The 20,835-nt window shown below is 53.4% G+C and carries 15 protein-coding genes; 4 read left to right on the plus strand and 11 right to left on the minus strand.

Features of this window, described 5'->3' with window-relative positions; translation table 11 throughout:
* The first annotated feature begins 60 nt into the window (after nucleotides 1–60).
* The gene (locus BREU_RS12000; protein ID WP_152598615.1) at nucleotides 61–1,866 is read left to right on the plus strand and encodes a hypothetical protein; all 1,806 of its coding nucleotides are present in this window, start codon (nucleotides 61–63) and stop codon (nucleotides 1,864–1,866) included.
* Nucleotides 1,867–2,135: 269 nt separating this feature from the next.
* Here the strand turns inward: BREU_RS12000 and BREU_RS09760 are convergent, their stop codons facing one another.
* The 11 genes from BREU_RS09760 to BREU_RS09805 form a co-directional block, all read right to left on the minus strand.
* Nucleotides 2,136–4,097: a rhamnan synthesis F family protein gene (locus BREU_RS09760; RefSeq protein WP_044089844.1), complete on the minus strand. Its 1,962-nt coding sequence runs from the start codon at nucleotides 4,095–4,097 to the stop codon at nucleotides 2,136–2,138.
* Nucleotides 4,098–4,177: 80 nt separating this feature from the next.
* Entirely contained in the window at nucleotides 4,178–5,479 is a 1,302-nt protein-coding gene (locus BREU_RS09765; RefSeq protein WP_044089843.1) for a glycosyltransferase family 2 protein, read from the minus strand.
* Nucleotides 5,480–5,499: 20 nt separating this feature from the next.
* Complete coding sequence (gene rfbA / locus BREU_RS09770; protein ID WP_044089842.1) at nucleotides 5,500–6,396, minus strand: glucose-1-phosphate thymidylyltransferase RfbA; 897 nt, start codon at nucleotides 6,394–6,396, stop codon at nucleotides 5,500–5,502.
* Between the two features lie 131 nt (nucleotides 6,397–6,527).
* The gene (locus BREU_RS09775; protein ID WP_052382116.1) at nucleotides 6,528–8,135 is read right to left on the minus strand and encodes an RNA-binding domain-containing protein; all 1,608 of its coding nucleotides are present in this window, start codon (nucleotides 8,133–8,135) and stop codon (nucleotides 6,528–6,530) included.
* A gap of 269 nt (nucleotides 8,136–8,404) precedes the next feature.
* Entirely contained in the window at nucleotides 8,405–9,859 is a 1,455-nt protein-coding gene (locus BREU_RS09780; RefSeq protein ID WP_044095946.1) for a sugar nucleotide-binding protein, read from the minus strand.
* Between the two features lie 72 nt (nucleotides 9,860–9,931).
* Nucleotides 9,932–10,126, minus strand: a complete 195-nt coding sequence (locus BREU_RS12005) for a hypothetical protein (protein ID WP_156100227.1) — start codon at nucleotides 10,124–10,126, stop codon at nucleotides 9,932–9,934.
* Between the two features lie 10 nt (nucleotides 10,127–10,136).
* Complete coding sequence (gene rfbB / locus BREU_RS09785) at nucleotides 10,137–11,159, minus strand: dTDP-glucose 4,6-dehydratase (RefSeq protein WP_044095958.1); 1,023 nt, start codon at nucleotides 11,157–11,159, stop codon at nucleotides 10,137–10,139.
* Between the two features lie 76 nt (nucleotides 11,160–11,235).
* Complete coding sequence (locus BREU_RS09790) at nucleotides 11,236–12,207, minus strand: glycosyltransferase family 2 protein (protein WP_044090426.1); 972 nt, start codon at nucleotides 12,205–12,207, stop codon at nucleotides 11,236–11,238.
* A gap of 129 nt (nucleotides 12,208–12,336) precedes the next feature.
* A complete protein-coding gene (locus tag BREU_RS09795; RefSeq protein ID WP_044095947.1) occupies nucleotides 12,337–13,713 on the minus strand; it encodes a DUF6056 family protein in 1,377 nt (458 codons plus the stop codon).
* A 470-nt stretch (nucleotides 13,714–14,183) separates the two neighbouring features.
* Nucleotides 14,184–14,834, minus strand: coding sequence for an RloB family protein (locus BREU_RS09800; protein WP_044090429.1), 651 nt, complete (start codon nucleotides 14,832–14,834; stop codon nucleotides 14,184–14,186).
* Nucleotides 14,831–16,147 carry an AAA family ATPase gene (locus tag BREU_RS09805; protein ID WP_044090431.1) on the minus strand — a complete coding sequence of 439 codons (1,317 nt, stop codon included), beginning with the start codon at nucleotides 16,145–16,147 and terminating at the stop codon, nucleotides 14,831–14,833. The genes BREU_RS09800 and BREU_RS09805 overlap by 4 nt, the downstream gene beginning before the upstream one ends.
* Nucleotides 16,148–16,928: 781 nt before the next feature.
* Here BREU_RS09805 and BREU_RS09810 point away from each other — a divergent pair.
* The 3 genes from BREU_RS09810 to BREU_RS09820 all read left to right on the plus strand — a co-directional run bounded on the left by BREU_RS09810 (nucleotide 16,929) and on the right by BREU_RS09820 (nucleotide 20,351).
* Nucleotides 16,929–17,453 (plus strand): helix-turn-helix domain-containing protein, encoded by a 525-nt coding sequence (locus tag BREU_RS09810; protein ID WP_044090432.1) that lies wholly within the window; start codon nucleotides 16,929–16,931, stop codon nucleotides 17,451–17,453.
* A gap of 147 nt (nucleotides 17,454–17,600) precedes the next feature.
* On the plus strand, nucleotides 17,601–18,056 hold the full coding sequence (locus tag BREU_RS09815; RefSeq protein ID WP_238567063.1) for a PIN domain-containing protein: 456 nt from the start codon (nucleotides 17,601–17,603) through the stop codon (nucleotides 18,054–18,056).
* Nucleotides 18,057–18,560: 504 nt separating this feature from the next.
* Complete coding sequence (locus tag BREU_RS09820; protein ID WP_152598627.1) at nucleotides 18,561–20,351, plus strand: DUF6020 family protein; 1,791 nt, start codon at nucleotides 18,561–18,563, stop codon at nucleotides 20,349–20,351.
* Nucleotides 20,352–20,835: the final 484 nt, after the last annotated feature.

A 20,835-nucleotide genomic window follows, 5' to 3' on the forward strand; every position in this document is an offset into this window, starting at 1 on the left:
CCAATCATTAATATATTGAATATTTGGCCTGTTGGGCATAGTCATGAAGAAAGATATCATATGGAAAAGAGTGGAACAGAGTCACTTTCCGCACAACTTGCGCTGACCGAACGCCAACGAAATATAATCATCGTCTTCTTACTGACTGTGGTTATCGTAATAGGCAATATCCCTTTCCTTTCTCGAACTCCACTATGGGCAGCTGATCTTGACTTTCATCTGTTTCGGATAAAGGGCATTGCCGAAGGTCTTCAGGCCGGTCAGTTCCCCGTTCGCATGCAAACAGTGCAAGTTTCAGGATATGGGTATCCAACATCAATCATGTATCCTGACATCTTTCTCTATGTTCCGGCAATACTAAACTGCTTAGGTTTTTCAGTTTATACCTCGTACCATCTTTTTGCTATTGCAGTGAACATCACCTCTATCCTCATTTCTTATGCTTGCTTTAGACGTATCTTTCATCAATCTCGTGCTATAGGTGTTACTTGTGCCGCTCTCTGGTCATTAAATACATATCGACTTGATGATATCTACTCCAGAGGCTCATTAGGGGAATGGCTGGCAATGCTGTTCTTCCCTGTCCTTATTTACGGGCTGTATCTCATATTTGCCAATAATACAAATGCAGGAATTCGAGGTGGTATTTTGTGTGCGGTTGCCACGACGGGCATCATCAACTCGCACGTTCTCAGCACAGCAATGACTGCACTCGTAGCAATTCCCGCCTTGATAGTGTTACTAATCTTCAATCATTCAATATCCGTTTGGAAGCAACTAGGCGTAGCACTATTAATTACTATATTACTTTCTGCTTTTTTTATCATTCCTTTTGCAGATTTTACTTTAAACGCAGATATGACAGTCAATGCTCTATCCGATCAACAGAAAATGGATTTGGCATCAAGAAAAGCTATCGAACCAGGTCAGCTACTATTGCTGTTCTCTCCACTTGTTCAAGTTGAGGAAGGCAAAGCATTTGCAGGCGATATTCCATATTCTCTTGGGTGGGCGACGATAGCATTCGCGCTTCTTTGGCCACTTATGCTTATACTAAGGGAGAATCGCGATTCTGAACAAAAACGGTTGTTCCATTGGGGAATCCCTCCTTTAATAACCTTTGGGTTAGCTGCTTTTCTTACGACTACGTTATTCCCGTGGAACGCGAGTAGGCTACATGCATTGATAGGTACAATTGCTACTGTGCAATTCCCGACACGTTTCGTAAGCTATGCCGCTATAAGCCTCATTCTCATGGGGGGATTAGGATGCTTTTTACTTATTCGTTCTACTCAGTTCTCTATATACGCTAAGCCTGTTATAGTTTTGATTCTTGCTATGGGACTAATGGAAGGAGCAGTTACCTGCTCTACTTATTTACAAAATGCCAAACCTCTAGACCCCTTTGAACAAGTCACGATGGCGACTAATAATGGAGTTATGGCAGGCGAGTACCTCCCTGCAAACACAGATTTGTCTGCCATTGGGTGGCAGACAAATCCCTATGCTGATTCAAAGCGAGTGACAGTTAAAAATTATAACAAACGAGGTAATAACATAACGGTTACCGCTTCTTCAGAAAAGGGTGGAATTATTACTCTACCATTGTTCGCATACCCACATTATCAAATCCAAGAGAATGGCAAGCATCACAGTAATCTTAGTTTATCCTCAAGTAAAGGCAATACAAATCTCTTGACTGTATCTATTCCCCAAGGCTGGTCAGGGACATTCACTGTATCATTCGTCGAACCAGCTTCTTGGAAGATAGCGACGGCGCTTTCGGCAGTCACATTTCTGATTATCATCATCGCATATACAGCAACGCAGCGGTATAGGAATCTTACTAAGAAGCATTGGATTTAATACTCAATAGATACTGAAATACTCGTTTCATTTCGATAAGGAACGAAGCCCTGCTTTGTTTTACTGTGTTCCGTTTCACTAGAATTGATATTGTTTTACTGCCTGTCGGCTCGTACGTTGTCCGTATATAGATTTGCTTTGTGAGGACAACGTACGAGCCGACAGGCAAGCCGACTGCACGCGGAACACATCAGTAATTGCAGCAAGTCGACTAAGGAATAGGATGCAGCAAGCATATGTCAAGGTTAATTTGACAGAGCCCTTTTGCCTTAATGCTTACGCAAATATCGCACACCTGCACGCAACTGTCCCAGCACGTATCGCACTGCGCTGATTGGCGTCCATGCGGCCGTATAAATCACGTTTTGAGCTGGCTCGGGAAGCTTGCGTACCGTCTGCGCAGCCACTGCCTGTAGACCCAGATGCACACGATGCTTGGCTGCTTTGAGTGTCCTGAAACGAGTGGTTGCCGCATGCAGGCCATACATGTTGCTGAGGAGGGATTCCCCTCGACGTGCTTCCACTGACGAACCCATCATCATTGCCGTGGTGTAGAACAACGAATCGACCTCAATGCGCGCATATCGATCGGAAAGTACCCATGCCGGGTAATATCCCTGCGACTGGCAGATATATCCATTGGCACGTTCAATCGCGTGTGAAACGGTACCATCTTCACCCATTTGTCCCTCCGGCAGGAAGTCCTCATACTTCCAACCGTATTCAAACAGGGGCTTCAATGCTTCTACACGGAACCAATAGCACGAGCCGATAGCTGATGCCGTGGGCTTATATGGCGAAAGCGGGACATGAATATTGAGCCGCTCTTCCAGAAGCTCTTTGGTGATGTCATAGTTCGCGCCCCAATCCGCTGGAATGGTGTGCGCAAAATACAGGGCATGGTACGGCGGCGTAGGAGCTACTTGGCCGAGTCGCGGATTCTCCGCGAATAGCGTCAGAATATTCTCTACATACGCCTTGCTGCCAAGCGTGTTTTCCATCAGCTTATAGGCGAAGCCCTGGCTCTCAGTGCCGTGGTGTCCATTTTCCTGATTCTGACTCGACTTCTTGTCGTGTGCGAAGCCGACGATATCATATTTCCCGCTCAATACCACCGGACAAGCTGCAACCAGCAGCGCAGAGACATCACGACCACGGTTCACCACCGGAATAAAAGTGGCAGGATGGCTAACACCGTGCTGTTGCATATAGTCACGAATCTGCGGAATCTTATTCTCGGTAGAAGTGATATACAGATCGGTCTCGTCAGGCAGTGAAGCAATGTAATGGCATGTGTCCTCCAACAAATCCATGAAGTATACATGGTAGATGAACGCTGAACGTGGTTTATCATGCGTACGAGGATTCAGCGCCTGCGTTGGCAAAACGTAATCCAGATGCATAGCTTTGCGGATATCGTCGATATTGTGGCCTGAAAGCACTGCATCCCAAATCATATCCGTGTCGTAATCGGTATGATCACGCAAGTAATCGAACAGATCCAGAGCGGGCTGGCCGGCAGTCTGGTCAAAATACGCGCTGTAGTCCACGAAGAAGGAACGACGCTTGAACACTGGGCAGCGGTCGTCGCTAATCAGCAGCTTGGGCATATACAGCAATGGGTATGACGAGTAACCCTTGTATTTACGCCAATCGATGTACGAAGCCCAGGTGAACCCCAGGTCGGCAAAATGCTTGGTGAAAGTCATCTCATGCTTACGGGTGACCTCGGCATAATCCTTCCACAACGGCATGGTCTCCCAATATTCGTGGAAAGCGGGTGATGAGACCAGCGAACGACGGTATGCATGCCAATAGGCTTGCAAATGCGTGGGGATGACTTCCTTGTTGACCATCTCACCCGCGTATGCAGTGATACCCCAGAAATCCACGGGCTTTGCATCCATGACATGGAACATCTCTCGGAACGGATACACCGGTCCCATGACGGTGTCGTTCAGGCAGATCACTTCATCATAGGACTCGAGCTTTTCCCAGCCGAGGGTAAGAATGGCCTGCTTGTAAGCAGCGACATCAAGTCCCTTATTCTCACGAACAATAATGTCCTGAGTATAGTTCTGGAACAGACGTCGGGCCTGTTCGTCAAGCTTCCCATTCACCACCACAACCAGATCATCGATATTATTCATCAAGTCATCGAGAAAAGGCTTGATGAATCGTGCAGCTCGACCTTGATTGTCATAAAAACAGTAAATACCCAGACGATGCATATGCGTATTCTCAACGCTCACGTTCTTATTCCCTTCCTTCCATCAGACTGTATGGCATAAGGCTGTATGACATAAAACACTTATTTTCCCTTGTTATGCAGATGCATGCGAACCAGACGAATCACATCTCTAGGCAATGAACCTTCTGGAATCACCGTGTCTGCACAACGCGCAAGAGCACTTCGCTCAGCTCTTTTCTGCGCTTCCAGTAGTTCTTTCTGTCTTGCTTCCTCCCGCTGGCGCTCTTCGCGTTTCTGCTTCAAGGCAACAACATGGCTGTCAACCTTCGAACATAACTCCCGATATGCAAGAGCCGCAGAAGAGTCCATCTTTGGCAGTACCCGATCATCGAGAAGGCGGCCCCAACGATAAAACTCGTCATCATCCACAGGAATGGAGTCTTGTGTAAGCAGCCATTGACCTCTCGCCATTATCGGACCCAACACAATGCTATACACGTCTTCTGCCGGCCATGTAAGCATAAGCCGGATCACGGCCTCTGTCTGAACATCTGGCGACAACCTCGTCACCCACTCATTTCCGATAATTCTCAGATATTCCTGCTTCAGCCAACTTGCACAATCATCAGTAGTGGAATCATCACATGTTCGCGCATATGAAGCAACGTATTCAATATCTTGGCGAGCCGATTGCTGAAGATAATTGAATTTATCTACAGATTCTTTAGACCTACCCGAAACTCCAGCTCCAAGATAGTATTTCAATCCACGAATATCGGGAATCATACGCATAGTCTGTGCTTTTGAGCACAATACGAACATCTCATACGAATCCTGCATGCGTCCAAGCGGGTAATCAGTCATCTCTTGAAAACCCTGCCGAACAAATTCACCATTGAATGCGCAATCGATGATGCTCCACGTGTAACGATGGTCACGTTGCGAAAACATACTCGGCAATATTTCTGATCCAGAGAGTACGCAATCTCCTTGGTTGAACATTTCCTCATTGGCATATGAGAAAACAATATCTGATTCCGAAGTACCCAACGGTATGACATTACGTCCGAAGCGAAGAAAATCGTAGCTATTGTTGGTCAGCACCGGCTGAAGCAACTCGAGGCAGTTCCGTGTAACTGCATCATCTCCATCGACGAAAATCACGTATCGGCCGATGGATGACAACGCACCAGCACGTCGTGCCAAATGAGCACCCTCATTTTGGCTTTTACTCACCACACGGAAGCGACTGTCTCCCTTTACTTCTTGCTGTATTACCGAAAGAGTGCCATCTCTGCTCGCATCATTGACCACAATGACTTCAAAATCCTGAACCGTCTGAGCCTTAATGCTCTGTAAGCAACGACCAATATAGCGTTCGACGTTATAGGCAATGACAACAAAAGAAAAAAGGGGCAGCATACAGCTATACCTCTGCTATGTCAGCGTTCTTCGCGCGACTTGACGATGATCTTGTCGTCCGCCACGTCTTTGAGGTGCTTACCGTAGGGGCTCTTGCCGTAGCGCTGGGCGGATTCGAGTAGCTCGTCCTTGGAAATCCAGCCGTTCTCGTAGGCAATCTCCTCGGCCACTGCGATGGGCAGGCCCTGCGCGCGCTGCACGGTGCGCACGAACTCGCCCGCTTCATACAAGGAGTCCATCGTGCCGGTGTCCAGCCAAGCGTAGCCACGGCCGAGCGTCTGCACGTTGAGGGTGCCGTCCTCGAGATACATCCTGTTCAGGTCGGTGATCTCCAGCTCGCCACGGGCTGAAGGCTTGACCTGCTTGGCGAACTCGGTGACGCGCTCGTCATAGAAATACAGACCGGTCACCGCATAGTTGCTGGCAGGGTGTTCGGGCTTCTCCACGATGGAAATGGCCTTCTTATGCTCATCAAACTCGACCACGCCGTAGCGCTCGGGATCGTCCACGTAATAACCGAACACCGTGGCGCCATGCTCCACGGCTGCCGCCTTGCGCAGCGTGCGGCCGAGGCCATTGCCGTAGAAGATGTTGTCACCGAGCACAAGAGCACAGGGCTCGCCGGCGATGAATTCCTCGCCGAGGATGAACGCCTGTGCCAGACCATCAGGGCTCGGCTGCACCTTGTAGCTGAAGTTCACGCCGTACTGGGTACCGTCACCAAGCAGCTTCTCGAAGTTTGGCAAATCCTTCGGCGTGGAGATGATGAGGATGTCGCGGATGCCGGCCATCATGAGCACACTCAGCGGATAGTAGATCATCGGCTTGTCGTACACCGGGAGCAGCTGCTTCGATGTCACCGTCGTCAACGGATACAGCCTCGTACCCGACCCGCCGGCGAGAATGATGCCCTTCATGTTCCTACCTGCTTTCCTGTTACAGCGCACGATATTTTCAACCGTACTTAGCTTACCCATAACCTTCCACCGCATCGAACCGGACAGAAAGTCTGTGCGGTTTCATCGCATACGGCGGGTACAGGTAAACTTCATGCCACGGAATACCTTGAACTTCTGGCGGCGCCATCGCGCCGAACCATGCCATCATCCTGCATACGTTTAAGAAGGCGGGACGCAGTAGCGTAACTCACCCCGAAATGTCGAGCCATCTGGGAAACCGAGGTCGCTCCACCTGCCTGACGAATATAATCCAACACTGATGCGCAGCGTTCCTGATAACTCCGCGTGTTGAGAATCACCGGATCGCCAGCGTCTTTCTCTTTCTCCTCCACTAACGCATACCGATTGCCGTTGCCCTCAATAGCATCCAGCGAACGCAAATCATCCAACGCCATTTGCACACGTTCGCGGTCTATGCTCGTCCTGAATGCAATGTCTTCATCCGTCAATGTCCCGTATTGGTTCAATGCCGCAACAACGATGAGGCTTTCCACCGGCAGTGGTGAGCGTCGTTTCTCAGTAAGAGCATCGACCATGCGGACAAATCCTTCATCTACCTTGGCCTTCCGGAAGAATAGCACCACTTCATCAGGCGTGGACTGCGAATAATCCGGCAACGGCCTTCCAGCCGCTACCGTGCGAGCAAAGATGCGGTCGATGCCACGTCCCGTCCGTTCAACATAGCCGCAGCGCTTGAGCACATCGGCAAGCTGTCGGTTCCGCGGAGTCGGCGATACAGTGAGCAAATTCTCAAAGCTCACGCCTCGCATAAACCCACCGGGATTGGCTATCGTCAGGCCCGCCTCATCCATCTGAAATCGAACCGGACCAAGCAGCGTGTAATCCCGATGGCAGAATGCGTTCACCATCGCCTCACGGAAAGCACTTCGATCAATGTCATAAAAAACGGCATGCCGTGGCCCCAGCATGACCTCCGTCTGTGTGTTCCAAGGCGCAAGCAGCTCTTCAATGCGCGCAAGCATCGCCACCAAAGGCAGACGAAGCGTCTCATCCACCACCGGAGACCCGTCGCGCATCACCTGAAACGTCGCGGTGGCAGTTGGCATTGTTCGTCTCAACGCATGATGTGTACCAATGGTTACGATGCCCGCAACACTCGGTCTAACAATGCCGTCTTTGATGTCACGAGTGACCAGACCCGTCGCCCCATCGAACTCGGCGTCCGCCAGAGCCAGCAACTGATCATCGGCATGGGTCCTAGCGATTCCTTCCCGCAGCATATTTCGAGCATCGCCGTCCAAATCATTCAGAGAGGAATCCGGAGCCGGCTGCGCACTGTAATCGTACTGCCCGATGCCGGAAAGACGTGATATGAACTCATATGGATACATGGTCACATTCTCAGGTTCGCCATCTGCCTTCAACACGCGTTGAATCACACGGCCACCCTTGGTGCAAATCAGCTGCTGCGATTCGTCCACCGAGATGCTCACGACCTGGAGTCCGCAGGAATCATTGATAACCGAAGGGCGTACTTGCACTGGAGGGACGGTGTTGTTGAACACATATGCGGCCAACTGGTTGATGTTGCGATGTTTCTTGCTCACACCCGTCACAGTGCCGTCATCCTCAATACCGAGATATAACGTTCCGCCTTGCGTATTCGCAAACGCAACCATGTTGTTGATAATCACGGAATCATCAACGGGACCCGTTCGCTCGCTCTTGAACTCCACCCGGATTGATTCCTTATGCGGCAATAGCATGGCACTCGCCTCTCATATCTTTTCAGTATCTTATCATTATCTTATCATGGTAAATTATCTTATCATCGATGATAAGATACTGAAAGGATATGCGGGAAACCGACGAGACCACATCATTCCGCAACTACATACCATTGCGAATGAATATGAGAAGCGGCTCTCCGTCTGGTGAGAGCCGCTTCTCATATTCATTCGCCACGCTCAGCGTGCGCATGGGCTGCAGCTATACGCACAAAGGCCTACTTGCCGAGTTCTTTGGTGACATAGGTTTTGAGGCTTTCCTCCCAGTCGGCGGGCGTGTAGCCGGCGGCCTCGATCTTGGACAGGTCGAGCGCGCTATGCGTGGGCCGCGGGCTGACCGGGTTCTTCGCGTTCGCGAAATACTCAGTCGTGCTGATCGGCTTGACCTTCTCCCCGTTGCCGTTCGTCAGGTCGAACACCATGCGCGCGATCTCAGCCCAGCTTTTCACCTCGCCCGAACCGGTCAGGTTGTACGTGCCATACGGCGCATGCGAGTCGAGCAGGTGGAAGATGGCCTCCGCCATATCCCTGGTGAACGTCAGACGCCCATACTGGTCGTCCACCACCGTCACCTTGTCCAGCTTGTCCGCCGGGTCGGCCACACGGTCGGACAGGCCCATCATCGTCTTCACGAAGTTGTGCCCCTCGCCGATCACCCAGGAGGAACGCAGGATGTAATGCTCCGGCGCGTTCGCCACCGCGATGTCACCGGCCGCCTTGGTCTGGCCGTACACACCCAGCGGGGCGAACGCCTCCGTCTCCGTATGCTTCTCCGCGGTCCCATCGAACACATAATCCGAACTGATGTGCACCAGCGTGATGTGATGCTCCCCCGCCACCCGGGCGAGCAGGGCCGGACCCTGCGCGTTCGCCTTCCACGCAATCGGACGTCCCTCCGCCGTCTCCGCCCTATCCACCGCCGTGAACGCGCCCGCGTTGATGATCGTCCCGTACAGGCTCCAGTCATACTTGTCGTAGGCTGTCGGGTCGGAGAAGTCGAACTCGTCGATATCCGTATACTCGAAGCCCTGCAATTCATGCGCCTCCGCATACGCGCGGATAGCATGGCCCAACTGCCCGTTGCAACCCGTCACCAAAGTGCGCTTCGGCGCCATGGGCTTCGCGTCCCTGAGCATCGGATGATGCAGGTCAGCCTCGGATCGCTCCGACTCCCCCAACGGGATGGGCCACTGGATGTCCAATTCGGGATCCGCGAGGTTCACGAACGTGTACGTCTTCTTCTGCTCCAGACTCCAATGCGCGTTCACCAGATACGTGTACACGGTCCCGTCCTGCAACGCCTGGAAACTGTTGCCCACGCCACGCGGCACATAGATCGCCTTCGACGGGTCCAATCGGGTCGTATACACCTGGCCGAACGACTCCCCCGGCCTGAGGTCCACCCACGCGCCGAAGATCTCACCCGCCGCGATCGAGATGTACTTGTCCCACGGCTCCGCATGGATGCCACGCGTCACACCCTTCGTCGCGTTGAAGCTGATGTTGTTCTGCACCGGACCGAAATCAGGCAACCCCAACGCGGTCATCTTCGCACGCTGCCAATTCTCCTTGAACCAGCCACGATTGTCCCCATGCACCGCCAGATCAAACACCAGCAAACCCGGGATATTCGTCTCCGTGACCCGAAGATCCTTCTCAAACTCAAACGACATGACCTATGACTCCCTTTCTGCCAAACTCCAATAAACATGTATCCTCAAGTATTCACCGCAAGACAAGTGACATCAACCAAAAGCTGATTCCGTTGCATGAAGATAATCCAACACGTCCTGAGAAAGCGGCGCATCGCACAAGCGGAGATAGTCCTGCTCCTCGGAATCATCTTCGACCAGATAAAAATCCACCAATAACGGCATCATCTTGTCTTCCCACTCCAAGAATCCGCACAGTGGGTGAGTGCAGCACCACTCACCCACCAAGAACCTGCCTTCACTGTCCTTGTTGCTTGTACTTGGCTTCGGTGGCGGCCTTGGCGGGCTCCCACCAGGCGCGGTTGTCCGTGTACCACTTGATGGTCTGCTCGAGACCCTTCTGGAAGTCCGTGTGCGTCGGCTCCCAACCCAGCTCCGTACGCAGCTTCGTCGAATCGATCGCGTACCGGCGGTCATGGCCCGGACGGTCCCTCACCCAGTCGAAATCATCCGGCGACTTGCCCATCACGGTCAGGATGTCGCGCAGCACCGTCAGGTTGTCGCGTTCGCCGTTCGCGCCGATCAGATACGTCTCACCGATACGCCCCCGGGTCAGGATCGTCCACACGCCCGTCGAATGGTCGTCCGTATGAATCCAGTCGCGAACGTTGGAGCCGTTGCCGTACAGCTTCGGCTTCAGACCGTCCAGGATGTTCGTGATCTGACGGGGAATGAACTTCTCCACATGCTGGTAGGGGCCGTAGTTGTTGCTGCAGTTGCTGATGGTCGCGCGGATGCCGAACGTGCGATGCCACGCGCGCACCAGCAGGTCCGAGCTCGCCTTGGTGGAGCTGTACGGGCTGGACGGATGGTACGGGGTCTCCTCCGTGAACTTCGCCGGATCATCCAGGGCCAGGTCGCCGTACACCTCGTCCGTGCTCACGTGATGGTAGCGCACATCGTACTTGCGCGCCGCCTCCAGAAGACGGAACGTGCCCTCCACGTTCGTCTTCAAAAACGGCTCCGGGTTCGCGATCGAATTGTCGTTATGCGACTCGGCCGCGTAATGCACGATCGCGTCATGACCCGGAACCAGCCTGTCCAGCAGCTCCGCGTCGCAGATGTTCCCATGCACGAACTCCACACGGTCACCCAGAATGCCCTTGATGTTCTCCAGATTGCCCGCATACGTCAACGCGTCCAGCACGGTGACGTGCACATCCGGATGGTTGTTGTACACGTAATGCACGAAATTCGACCCGATGAACCCACAACCACCAGTCACAATAATATTCTTCGGAGCAAACAGTTCTTCAGCCATAGTATTCAGCATATCGCCAGGTGTGCCGTAAGAGGCAGGTTCTGAGGTCAGTTCTCTCCATGATCCTGTAAAGAAATCAGCTCCACTGACTAATATTCTGCTCCTCCACCAGATAATTCGGACGATTCTTAGTTTGCATGAAGATTCTGCCTAGATATTCACCAAGAATACCGAGACTCAACAGTTGGATACCGCCAAGTATGAGCATGACCACCATAATCGAAGCGTAACCCGGCACATCCACACCGATAACGAGCGTCCTCACCAGAATCACAATCGCATAAATCAATGCGACGAATGAAACCGCAATACCAGACCATGTAGCGATCTTCAACGGCAACGTGGTGAAACTGGTAATGCCATCCATTGCCAAGTGAAATAGTTTGAAATAGTTCCACTTGGTCTTGCCCGCGACACGCCGGTCACGGTCATAGAGGAACTCGATCTTCTTGAATCCAATCCAACTGAACAGAGCCTTGGAGTTTCGCTCGGACTCGTCCAAACGCTTCAATGCTTCAACGCATTTGCGATCAAGCAGGCGGAAGTCACCGGTATCCTTTTGAATAGCCACACCCGAAACCTTCTGCAACAATTCGTAATACCAGCGGCTCGTGGCCTTCTTCAACCAGCTTTCACCTTCGCGGGAGCGGCGACGCGCATATACATCCTCATAACCCTGGCGCCACAACTCAGCCATCTGCGGAATAAGCTCAGGTGGATCCTGCAGATCCGCGTCGATAATCACCAAAGCATCCGTATCCACATGTTGGATTCCCGCGAACATTGCCTTTTCCTTGCCGAAGTTGCGGGAGAGGAATATGTATTTCGCATACGAATGATGCTGCGCGTATTCACGGACCAGTTGCCGAGTCTCGTCCTTGGAGCCGTCATCAACAAACAGCAGTGTATATTTCAAACCACTTTCAACCTGCTTACTCACCAACGCATCCATGCGTTCGAACAGAATCGGCAATGATTCTTGCTCGTTATAGCAAGGAATAAGCACCGTGACGGTTTCCTTACGGGAATCAGTTTGCTCGCCTTGCATTACTCTCCTGTCACTCCACTACCAGATTGCGACATGCCGCACTGCAACAAGGTTAATACAGTCCTCGAAATTCCGATATCGCATGGCCGTCAATCACGACAACACTCTCATTCCCCCAGCACAAAGCCATCAGCCGAACAGGCTAAGACTGTAATTGCTCCAAACAGCATATACAAAATGAAGAAAATTCGCTGCTGCCGGAATGCCGATAATCCAATACCAGAACCTGCTGGGATACCACGAACGCATGAAGTGAAGAACCGTAATGAACAACAGCGCAGAAATGAACATCGTACGTGGGCCGGAAGCGTAAATTGTCGGAGAAAAGTACATGACCGCAGACGCAGCGATTCCAGCCAACAGTATAAATGCAATCAGCATACGGGATTTTGCACAATACAGTACGGTGATTATGAGGCAGACTAACAGTATAGTCCAGAATGAAGCAGATGTGATTTTATGCAAACGGTCTCCACTAAAGTTCATGAGGAAAGGCCTTATCTGAATCAAATCCTCACACGCCAACACCGTAAGCAAAGCACCTGCCAAGCCTATGGCAATACGATTGAAAAGTGGAACCGAATGATCTCCCTTAGCGGTGCTGTTTGCCGAGATTTCGACTTCAGTAGAGCACCAGCACTGCGCCATCACCACCAACAGACCGATAATTAATACCGCGATAATGAGCAGCATGAAATTCGCCGTATATGAGAATTGCCACATAATACCTCGCACTATTTTGCTGCTCAAAGGCATTGTCGCAAATTCCGGATACCAGTTTTTCGTCTCCGAAATAGTGCGCAAATGAGACCCAGGTGAAACCATTTCAATAATGATTCCTGCGCCTGAAACAAGCGCGAAGACCAGTGAAGGAATAGAGATCTTTTTATTTCGTATCCAGTAGGCACCCAAGGTGAGCAGAGCGAAAGCACACAAGCACAAACCGACCTGCTCCACGCCTAGCGAGGCCACGAAGGCCACGGGGATGTACCACCCCCAGTGTCTCACGGACTCGCCCCGGTATATTCTCACCAGCAAGAGTGACGCAAAGAACGCCAATGCAGTCGGCCACAAATAAGCGAACGACCCAGCCACCCAGTACACACTGTTCAGCATCATGCCTGGCGCAATCAGCCAGAACGACGCATACCCTATGAGAACATCGACGACAGTAACACGACGGGAAACCAGCCGAATCATCGAATATATCAGCAGAGCGACCATCAACGCATTGGCCACGCGCCACCACATCTGGTCAAGCGGAATGAACACAGCGGCAGCCGACTCGGAGAACACTCGGCCAGACCAATTCAAATACCGTTCCCACACCCAGTGAGCGGGACTTGATGATTCACTAATCCATCGGGCAAAGTTGGTGTCATCGCCCTGTGCACGGACGACAGGCAGAAGAGTGATCAATGTGATGATGATGCAGCACAGCCATGTGGCTAGGATACAAGGCTTTGATTCATTCGCTTTTCTCAAACGATCCATATCAAGCTGCATACCGTAACTCTCTCTCAGACAACAGTGAACATCACCAACTATAATGCCCAAGACTCCCATTAGACCCATCGAAACGAAGTGTCGCTCAAGAGCACGACGACTCACGCGGAAGCAAATATCAGGCAAATAAAATTTTGGCGGAATTTCAACGATTTCGAGGAATTATACCCCAAAAATGCAGTTACGAAGCAAATAAAAACAGCTGAGCGGATGGCCCAGTGTCCTGCGTCAGCAAATCGTCGCCGAAATACCGGCTCTCAGTCCCGCTCCCGCTTCGCCGGGCAGTTCCCCTGACGAAAAGGCGTTACGGACGCAGTCAACGAAGCCCTGCCGACGAAGGGCACCGAACAGAACCAATGAGCACCAGTCTACTGTCCCAGAAGCATCTTATTAGTACTAATAGAGTACTAATAGCCAATCGCGCATGGGCGCGACGGCAGCATACGTGCGCCGCACGCTTCAACAAGCAATCAGCCCATCGCTTCAATCACGTCTGTCATATCCGTCCAAGGCGCATAATCCGATTCTCGATAGGGCTCGAGCTGACGCCTGGCCATCGCCTTGTTCCCTTCCGAATTGTGCCTCTCCGCGTTCTGTACAGCCTTCTGCGTGAGCCCATCAATGACTTCGAAGTTGACGTGCTTATTCCGTGCGCCCATAACCACCTTGAGCTCACCGGCATAGCGTTCCACTGCTGGGGTATCGGCGTATGAAGCCGGACACCGCCGAATGTGATCAATCAGCCATACCTCGAAGCAAGGGTTGGAAATGATGAGGCGAATCCCGTTGTCCTTGCAGATACGTTGCGCTTGACGATGGTCGTGATAGTCATCCACATCCACAACAACGAAGACAGCGCAATAACAATCCTCAGGATCGTTATTGCGCTCATCGTCACGTTTGCACCTCACCGCATAGTCCGCAAGTTGCGAAGGAGCCATGGTCTTTGAGATAACCCTAATGGCCACTGAATTCAGGGACGAACTCATATGCTCAAAATACTCAGGCTCCGTAGCTTGTCCTCCACAGACAACAAGGTAGCGTTTCGCCCTTGCCCGAGTGTTGCGCCGAACATTACGCCCGTGCCGCGGAGCGGCGTACTTACCTTCCCGCCGGCTCAATCGATGCCGCCTTCCTCAATGATTCTGGCAAACACGGAATGGAATGCTGGCTTCGGAACGGCACCGTATACACCATTGAGATAGTTTCTGCCGATATTCTCTTCCTTCCGTATTTTCAGGTCAGTTACTGGGTACAATGCAGATGCCCCATCCTTGTCTTTCTCAACCAGCCACACCTGATCAGGATCAATAAGACGATCAGCAGAACCGGATACGTTGATCAGAGATGCATCATGAGTGGTGAAAATCAACTGCGAACCATGAGGATTGGTCGCACGATCAGTGAACAATGCGATGAATTCCTCAACCAATGACGGGTGAAGACTGGCGTCGATTTCATCAATCAACGTAACCGTAGGACGAGCAAGCTGACGCAGCGCCAAAGAGAAGAACGACAGTGCCGCAATAGTTCCCTGCGACTCATTGCCCTCATCGAACGCGACAGGCGCTCCAGCACCAGCATGCTCGAATTGCAACTCAGACGATTGCCCACGGGCAAACAACTGATCCAACTTATCCGGATCGGCTCCGAGGCTTTCCCTGATTTGGACTTTCAAATCATCCACCACAGCCCTATCGATATTCACTGGAGCGCTCCGGACATCCACAATGCCGAAGTCCGCATAACGAATCAGCAGAGCAAGCTCCTTGGCGAACGACGTCTTGCGGTTGAACTCCCCTAGAATGCGCGGCTGTTCGTCACGGTACCCTTGGGCGTCACAGAAAGTGATCCCCTCCACGAAGAACTCGAACGCGGGCTGCGTGCAGGCAATGCCGGCGGCAGCAGCAGCCGATAGCACCAAAGCGTTCGGCCGCAACTCAATCGTCTTCTTAACCTGCGCTCTCGGTCCGCGAAACGCGCTACCGAAGCTGATTCCATTCTCATCCCTTGAGAACAATCGAGTGGGGTGCGAAGATGTCCTATCGCCGATGAGCTTATACACCGACAGTTCCTCATACAGAATGACATCGTCATTGAAACGAAACCAGTAACGGTACCGTTGATTATCCCCAGCTAGGAATTCCACGAAGAATGAGGAACCCTCAGACCTTTCCCGCCTTCCAAGCAAGAAAGGGTCTCGCGGTATATCGGTCCCAGCATTGCCTTGGCTGTAACTCGTACGCACCATATCCGCCATCATCTGCAGCGCTCTGAGGAAATTCGATTTCCCTGACGCGTTCGATCCATACACTGCCGCAATCGTAGATCGATCAGCAAATGATCCGTCCGAAAAACGCTTGTCTCGAGTCATGGAGAAACACTGCTCATCACGGAAGCTTCTGTAGTTCGAAAAACTGAAGTCAATGAGCATGCCATGCTCCTCTCTGCACAATCAATGCGATTGTATCATAAAAAGCCTCAATTCTGCATATTATTGCAATAATAATGCTTTTAAATGAAGATAATGCTAAACCAATAGCGTTAAACCAATAGCGATCGAAGATAATTCACCCTCAATACACAGTTACGAAGCAAATACAAGCGGCCGAGCGGATGGATTGGGCAAGACGAACACCAAACGAGCACCAAACCGCTGTCCCGGAAGCACGGAAACCGCCCCGGACGCGCTACAGGGACAGGTTTTCTTGTCCCTGTAGCTCTGAATGGCCGTTTTGCGGCTACAGGGGCAACTCCGGCACGAGAACGCCATCGGCACCTCGGAACCCGGCCGCAGGAAACGGCGGAATACCGCGGTTTTCGACGAGCCGCCCACATCGATGACCGGCGTGCAGGCCGCACTCAGTGCCATCAACCCGTCCCTGAAGCGCAAAACATGCGAAAAACCGCTACCGGGACACGAAATCCCGCCCCTGTAAGCGCGTCAATCGATCGACCCTCCCACAGGGACACGAAACACCGCCACGCGAGCGCAAAACAGCCACGAATGCGCCAGCGCGGCACAGACAACGCACAAACCACGACAACACACATGGCGTGTCGCCAACATTCCAGCAAGCTCTCTCCACTTCACCGACTCTCGCAGGAAACAAGCAGACATCAGATTTGCGAATATTTCGTTTAATGACTATGATGGATGAGCTCAAGCATCCATTGCAGGAGCTGATGGCTCGGGGGAATGGGAAGGAATGACTATGGGGACGCGAAGCATCGCCAAGGATTCTGCGACATATATGCCGAATGTGGATAACCGTAAGCAGCTTCTGGATATCAGGGAGGCGCTGTCCAGCCTTCCGGAGGACCCCGCCAAGACCGTCGACAGCCGGTTCGCCGAGATGGCGGCGCAGCCAGACTTCCCCGTAGCGACACTCAAAGTGCCCGGCATGCCGGCCCGCCCTCTGACCCCTGAGTTGGCGAACGCCCTGCTGCAGATGGCCGATCAGCTTGCGCGCGGCAAGGCCGTGTTCGTCGCTCCGTACGACACGAAGCTGACCACCCAGGACGCGGCCGATTTCCTCGGAGTATCCCGTCCGACGTTGGTGAAACTGCTGGAACAGGGGAAGATTCCGTTCGAGAAAGTCGGCCGCCACCGCCGAGTGCTGCTCGCCGACCTGCAGAGGTACGCCGAGACGCGCCATCAAGAGAATCTGGCCGTTTTCGACGGCATCGCCGCGGACGAGAACCCGCAGGCGACACTCGACAACCCCCTTATCTCATGAGCCCGCAGGCATCCGCGGATAAGGAGTTCCCGAGCCATGAGTTCCCCAGTCTTCTTTGACACCTGCGTTCTCTACGGCGAAATCGTCAACGATTTGATTCTCCGTCTTGCCGAAGAACGATTCTTCACACCTTACTGGTCTTCCTGAGTGCTCACGGAACTTCGAAAGAACCTATCCATCCGCGTCGGAGAAGAACGCGCCGTACGACGCATCACCGCAATGACCCGCGCCTTCCCAGACGCCACAGTGACCGGCTACGAGAGTCTTATCGAAGACATGACCTGCGACGAGAAGGACTGCCATGTGCTCGCCGCGGCCGACCATTCCCTCGCACAGACTCTCGTCACCTTCAACCTCAAGGATTTCCCCGAATCATCCACTTCCTCGTTGAACATCGATATCAAGCACCCGGATGTTTTCCTCCTCGACGTGTTCGACCTTGACCCGGGGCGTGTCGCACAAGTCGGCTATACCGCATTGCGAAGCTACAAGGAATACCCCCAGACGCCCGAAGACTACGCGCACATGCTCCAGAGGTCGGGTTTACCGCAATTCGCCCAGCAAATCTACCCCGCCCTCGCCGCGCTTGACGAACAAGACTGACAGCCCACGCTCGGACTACCAGACCGGCAAGGTCTGCTACGAGCGCGGCGAATGCGAAGTCGACGAATACGTCGGCACAATATCACCATGGAGCCCAAACACCGGCAAGATACTGACAAGCTTGCAGCAAGCATAGCCAGCGGAATGATGTCGACAGCGCTACTCAAGAGCACAACGACTCACACGGAAGCAAATACCAAGCAAATAACATTTCGGCGGAACTCCAACGATTTCGACAAGATGCCCGCGCCGGTTCGCATCGGAGAGCAACAAATCACTGTCAGAGCCATAAGACGACGTCATCAAGGCAATATCATGCACAGCCTTTCAAAAACCGCTCTACAGAGCCATTCGGCATCTCTGTCAGAAAAATACTCAACGACATTACCGCTGTCTTCAATAGCACCAATAGGCGCATAGCCGAGTCGTTCCCGACCGCGCTTTCGAAGACCGGGAGGCGAAGGCCGAGATGCCAAAAGATGGGCGGATATTAGACTGATGCATATGCACGCAGCAGAGGAAACAGCGTCCGCAGCAGCAGCGTCCGCAGCAGCAGCGTCCGCAGCAGCACGCTCGACGGCGGACCGCTCAAGCGAACCCTCCCGCCCACTGCAACCATGGCGAACATGGCTGCGCCGATACTGGTTCATCGCGCTGCCGCTACCGGTGTATCTGGCCTGCCTAGCGCACGTATGGCCGGGATTCAATACGAACGACTCCACCTGGCAGCGAGCGCAATTCGCCAGCGGCCAGTACAGCAAACACCACTCACTGCTGGACACCTACGTCTTCCAAGGACTGCTCGGGCGCAACGACCTCGGCACCACGAATCTCATCCAATCGATTGTGCTGGCGTCGTGCATCATCGCCACGCTGGCGCTGCTGACCCGGCATCTGAGCCGCAGATGGATCGCGGCACTCACTCTCGCGTACGCCCTGTATCCGCTGTTCCCGCTGTATGCCACGATCCGCACCAAAGACACGGTCGCGGCCGGATTCACGCTGCTGCTTGCGGTGGCGCTGTATGAGCTCATCGCGTCGAGCGAGCGCGTTGACCGACTCAGCGGCAGCAGCGAGCGCGGCGAGGGCGGCGGGCGCCTCAGCGAGAGCGGTAGCCGTAGCAGCAAAAGCAATCGACTCGGCATACGCGACTGCAGCGGCAGCCGCAGCATGGCGGACACGCCCGTCGGACCGGACGCAACAAGTACCGCAGACGACGCATATACAGCGTTGCCAACAGCCGGCACTTCACGCATCGGACACTCCTCGGCCGGGTCCCCTGACGAGGCCACAGCTGGGTCCTCAATCGGCACCCGCCAGCGTCTGCGCGCACACGCTTCCCGCATCACTTCGCCACTGCTTAATAGCCCTTGGTTCATCGCCGCAGTGGCGGTGCTGCTGTTCATCTGCAACGAATACCGCAAGAACAACATCCTGTTCGTGCTGGCGGTGCTGGTTTTTCTGGTGATTCGATACCGCGCGCAATGGAAGCGCGTCGTGGCGCTGATTGCAGCGTTCGCGATGCTCACTGCCGCGTGGGGCGTGTTCGAGGATTACGGGCTCAAGGCTGAGCCGTCCGAGACCACTGAGATGCTGGGCGTTCCGTTGCAGCAGATCGGCTACATCTACCACGAAAACCAGAACGGCAATCCGCAGAACCTGCCCGAGTCCGCGGATCGGTACTTCACCTCCTTCCGATCGGCGGACGATTGGGCGAAAAACTATCAGCCGCTCATCGCCGATCAGGAGAAGCTGTTCGAGCTGGACAACGGTGATCTTCCGGAGTTCCTACGGCATTGGGCGTCACTGTGCTTCTCGAACTTCGGCTCATGCGTGACCGCATACTGGCAGTTCGAGGGCTCTCTGGTCAATCCACTGATGGTGGCGAACGACCAATACCTCTACGCCTCGGGCATCACGCATACCGCGCCCGAAGTGCTCGCCGAGTCGCCGGTGGGGCTGGTGCCGCATTATCTGCTGAACGTGGCGCTGCTGGATTGGTGGCTGGTTGCACTGGCGATTATGGCGGTGCGTCGCGGGCGGGCCCAGCTCTTGTCGCTGTTTCTGATTCCGGTCGGAATCGTGCTGTCCATCATGGTCGCGGCGCTGAACGTCGAACTGCGCGTGCTGCTTGCGGTGTTCCTCTGCGCACCGATGCTCACCGCCGTGTGCCTTGGGGACCAAGATGCGGGCCGATTGGGCGATCCGAGCTGCCGGGATGAGCCGACCGTGCGGGATTCAGCACGGGAACAGGAATCATTCGACGAAGGCCACGACCTCTCGAAGGCTGATTGATTCACCGACACAGCAGACCACACTCAGCGACTCGACACCGATTAAGGGCTGCATCCGAGGCACCTGATGGAATCCCGGCTGCGCTGCGTCCGATTTCAACTGCCGGATTCCATCTGAATTCTGTCACGGAAGCGAATAGTGGCTTAAAGCGCGATTCCGCGTACTTCGCGCTTGCTTCGTGCCACGCGAGTGCAAAACCGCCGAGAATACACCAGCGTGGCAACGCGAACACGGGAACATCACCGAACCATCGAAACCACACGCCGAGAAACGACGAAATTCTGCGGTTTTATGTGAGCACTCACAGCGGCGGCGCGCCCGCAACACCACAGGCGTGCCACGCGAGTGCAAAACAACCACGAATGCGCCAGCGTGGCAGGTTTTCTTGTCCCTGTAGCCCGGAACGACCCTTTTGGGGCTACAGGGACAGCGTCTGCACTGGAACGCCGTTGACGCTCCGAAGCCACACATTGCAAAACGGCGG

Origin of the sequence: Bifidobacterium reuteri DSM 23975 (assembly GCF_000741695.1) — a bacterium.
GTDB lineage: Bacteria > Actinomycetota > Actinomycetes > Actinomycetales > Bifidobacteriaceae > Bifidobacterium > Bifidobacterium reuteri.

Bases quoted from the DNA above. Each gene is read 5' to 3' on its own strand.
- BREU_RS12000 (WP_152598615.1), top strand. From the start codon at position 61: ATGGAAAAGAGTGGAACAGAGTCACTTTCCGCACAACTTGCGCTGACC.
- BREU_RS09760 (WP_044089844.1), bottom strand. From the start codon at position 4,097: ATGCATCGTCTGGGTATTTACTGTTTTTATGACAATCAAGGTCGAGCT.
- BREU_RS09765 (WP_044089843.1), bottom strand. From the start codon at position 5,479: ATGCTGCCCCTTTTTTCTTTTGTTGTCATTGCCTATAACGTCGAACGC.
- rfbA (WP_044089842.1), bottom strand. From the start codon at position 6,396: ATGAAGGGCATCATTCTCGCCGGCGGGTCGGGTACGAGGCTGTATCCG.
- BREU_RS09780 (WP_044095946.1), bottom strand. From the start codon at position 9,859: ATGTCGTTTGAGTTTGAGAAGGATCTTCGGGTCACGGAGACGAATATC.
- rfbB (WP_044095958.1), bottom strand. From the start codon at position 11,159: ATGGCTGAAGAACTGTTTGCTCCGAAGAATATTATTGTGACTGGTGGT.
- BREU_RS09790 (WP_044090426.1), bottom strand. From the start codon at position 12,207: ATGCAAGGCGAGCAAACTGATTCCCGTAAGGAAACCGTCACGGTGCTT.
- BREU_RS09795 (WP_044095947.1), bottom strand. From the start codon at position 13,713: ATGCAGCTTGATATGGATCGTTTGAGAAAAGCGAATGAATCAAAGCCT.
- BREU_RS09805 (WP_044090431.1), bottom strand. From the start codon at position 16,147: ATGCTCATTGACTTCAGTTTTTCGAACTACAGAAGCTTCCGTGATGAG.
- BREU_RS09810 (WP_044090432.1), top strand. From the start codon at position 16,929: ATGGGGACGCGAAGCATCGCCAAGGATTCTGCGACATATATGCCGAAT.
- BREU_RS09820 (WP_152598627.1), top strand. From the start codon at position 18,561: ATGCACGCAGCAGAGGAAACAGCGTCCGCAGCAGCAGCGTCCGCAGCA.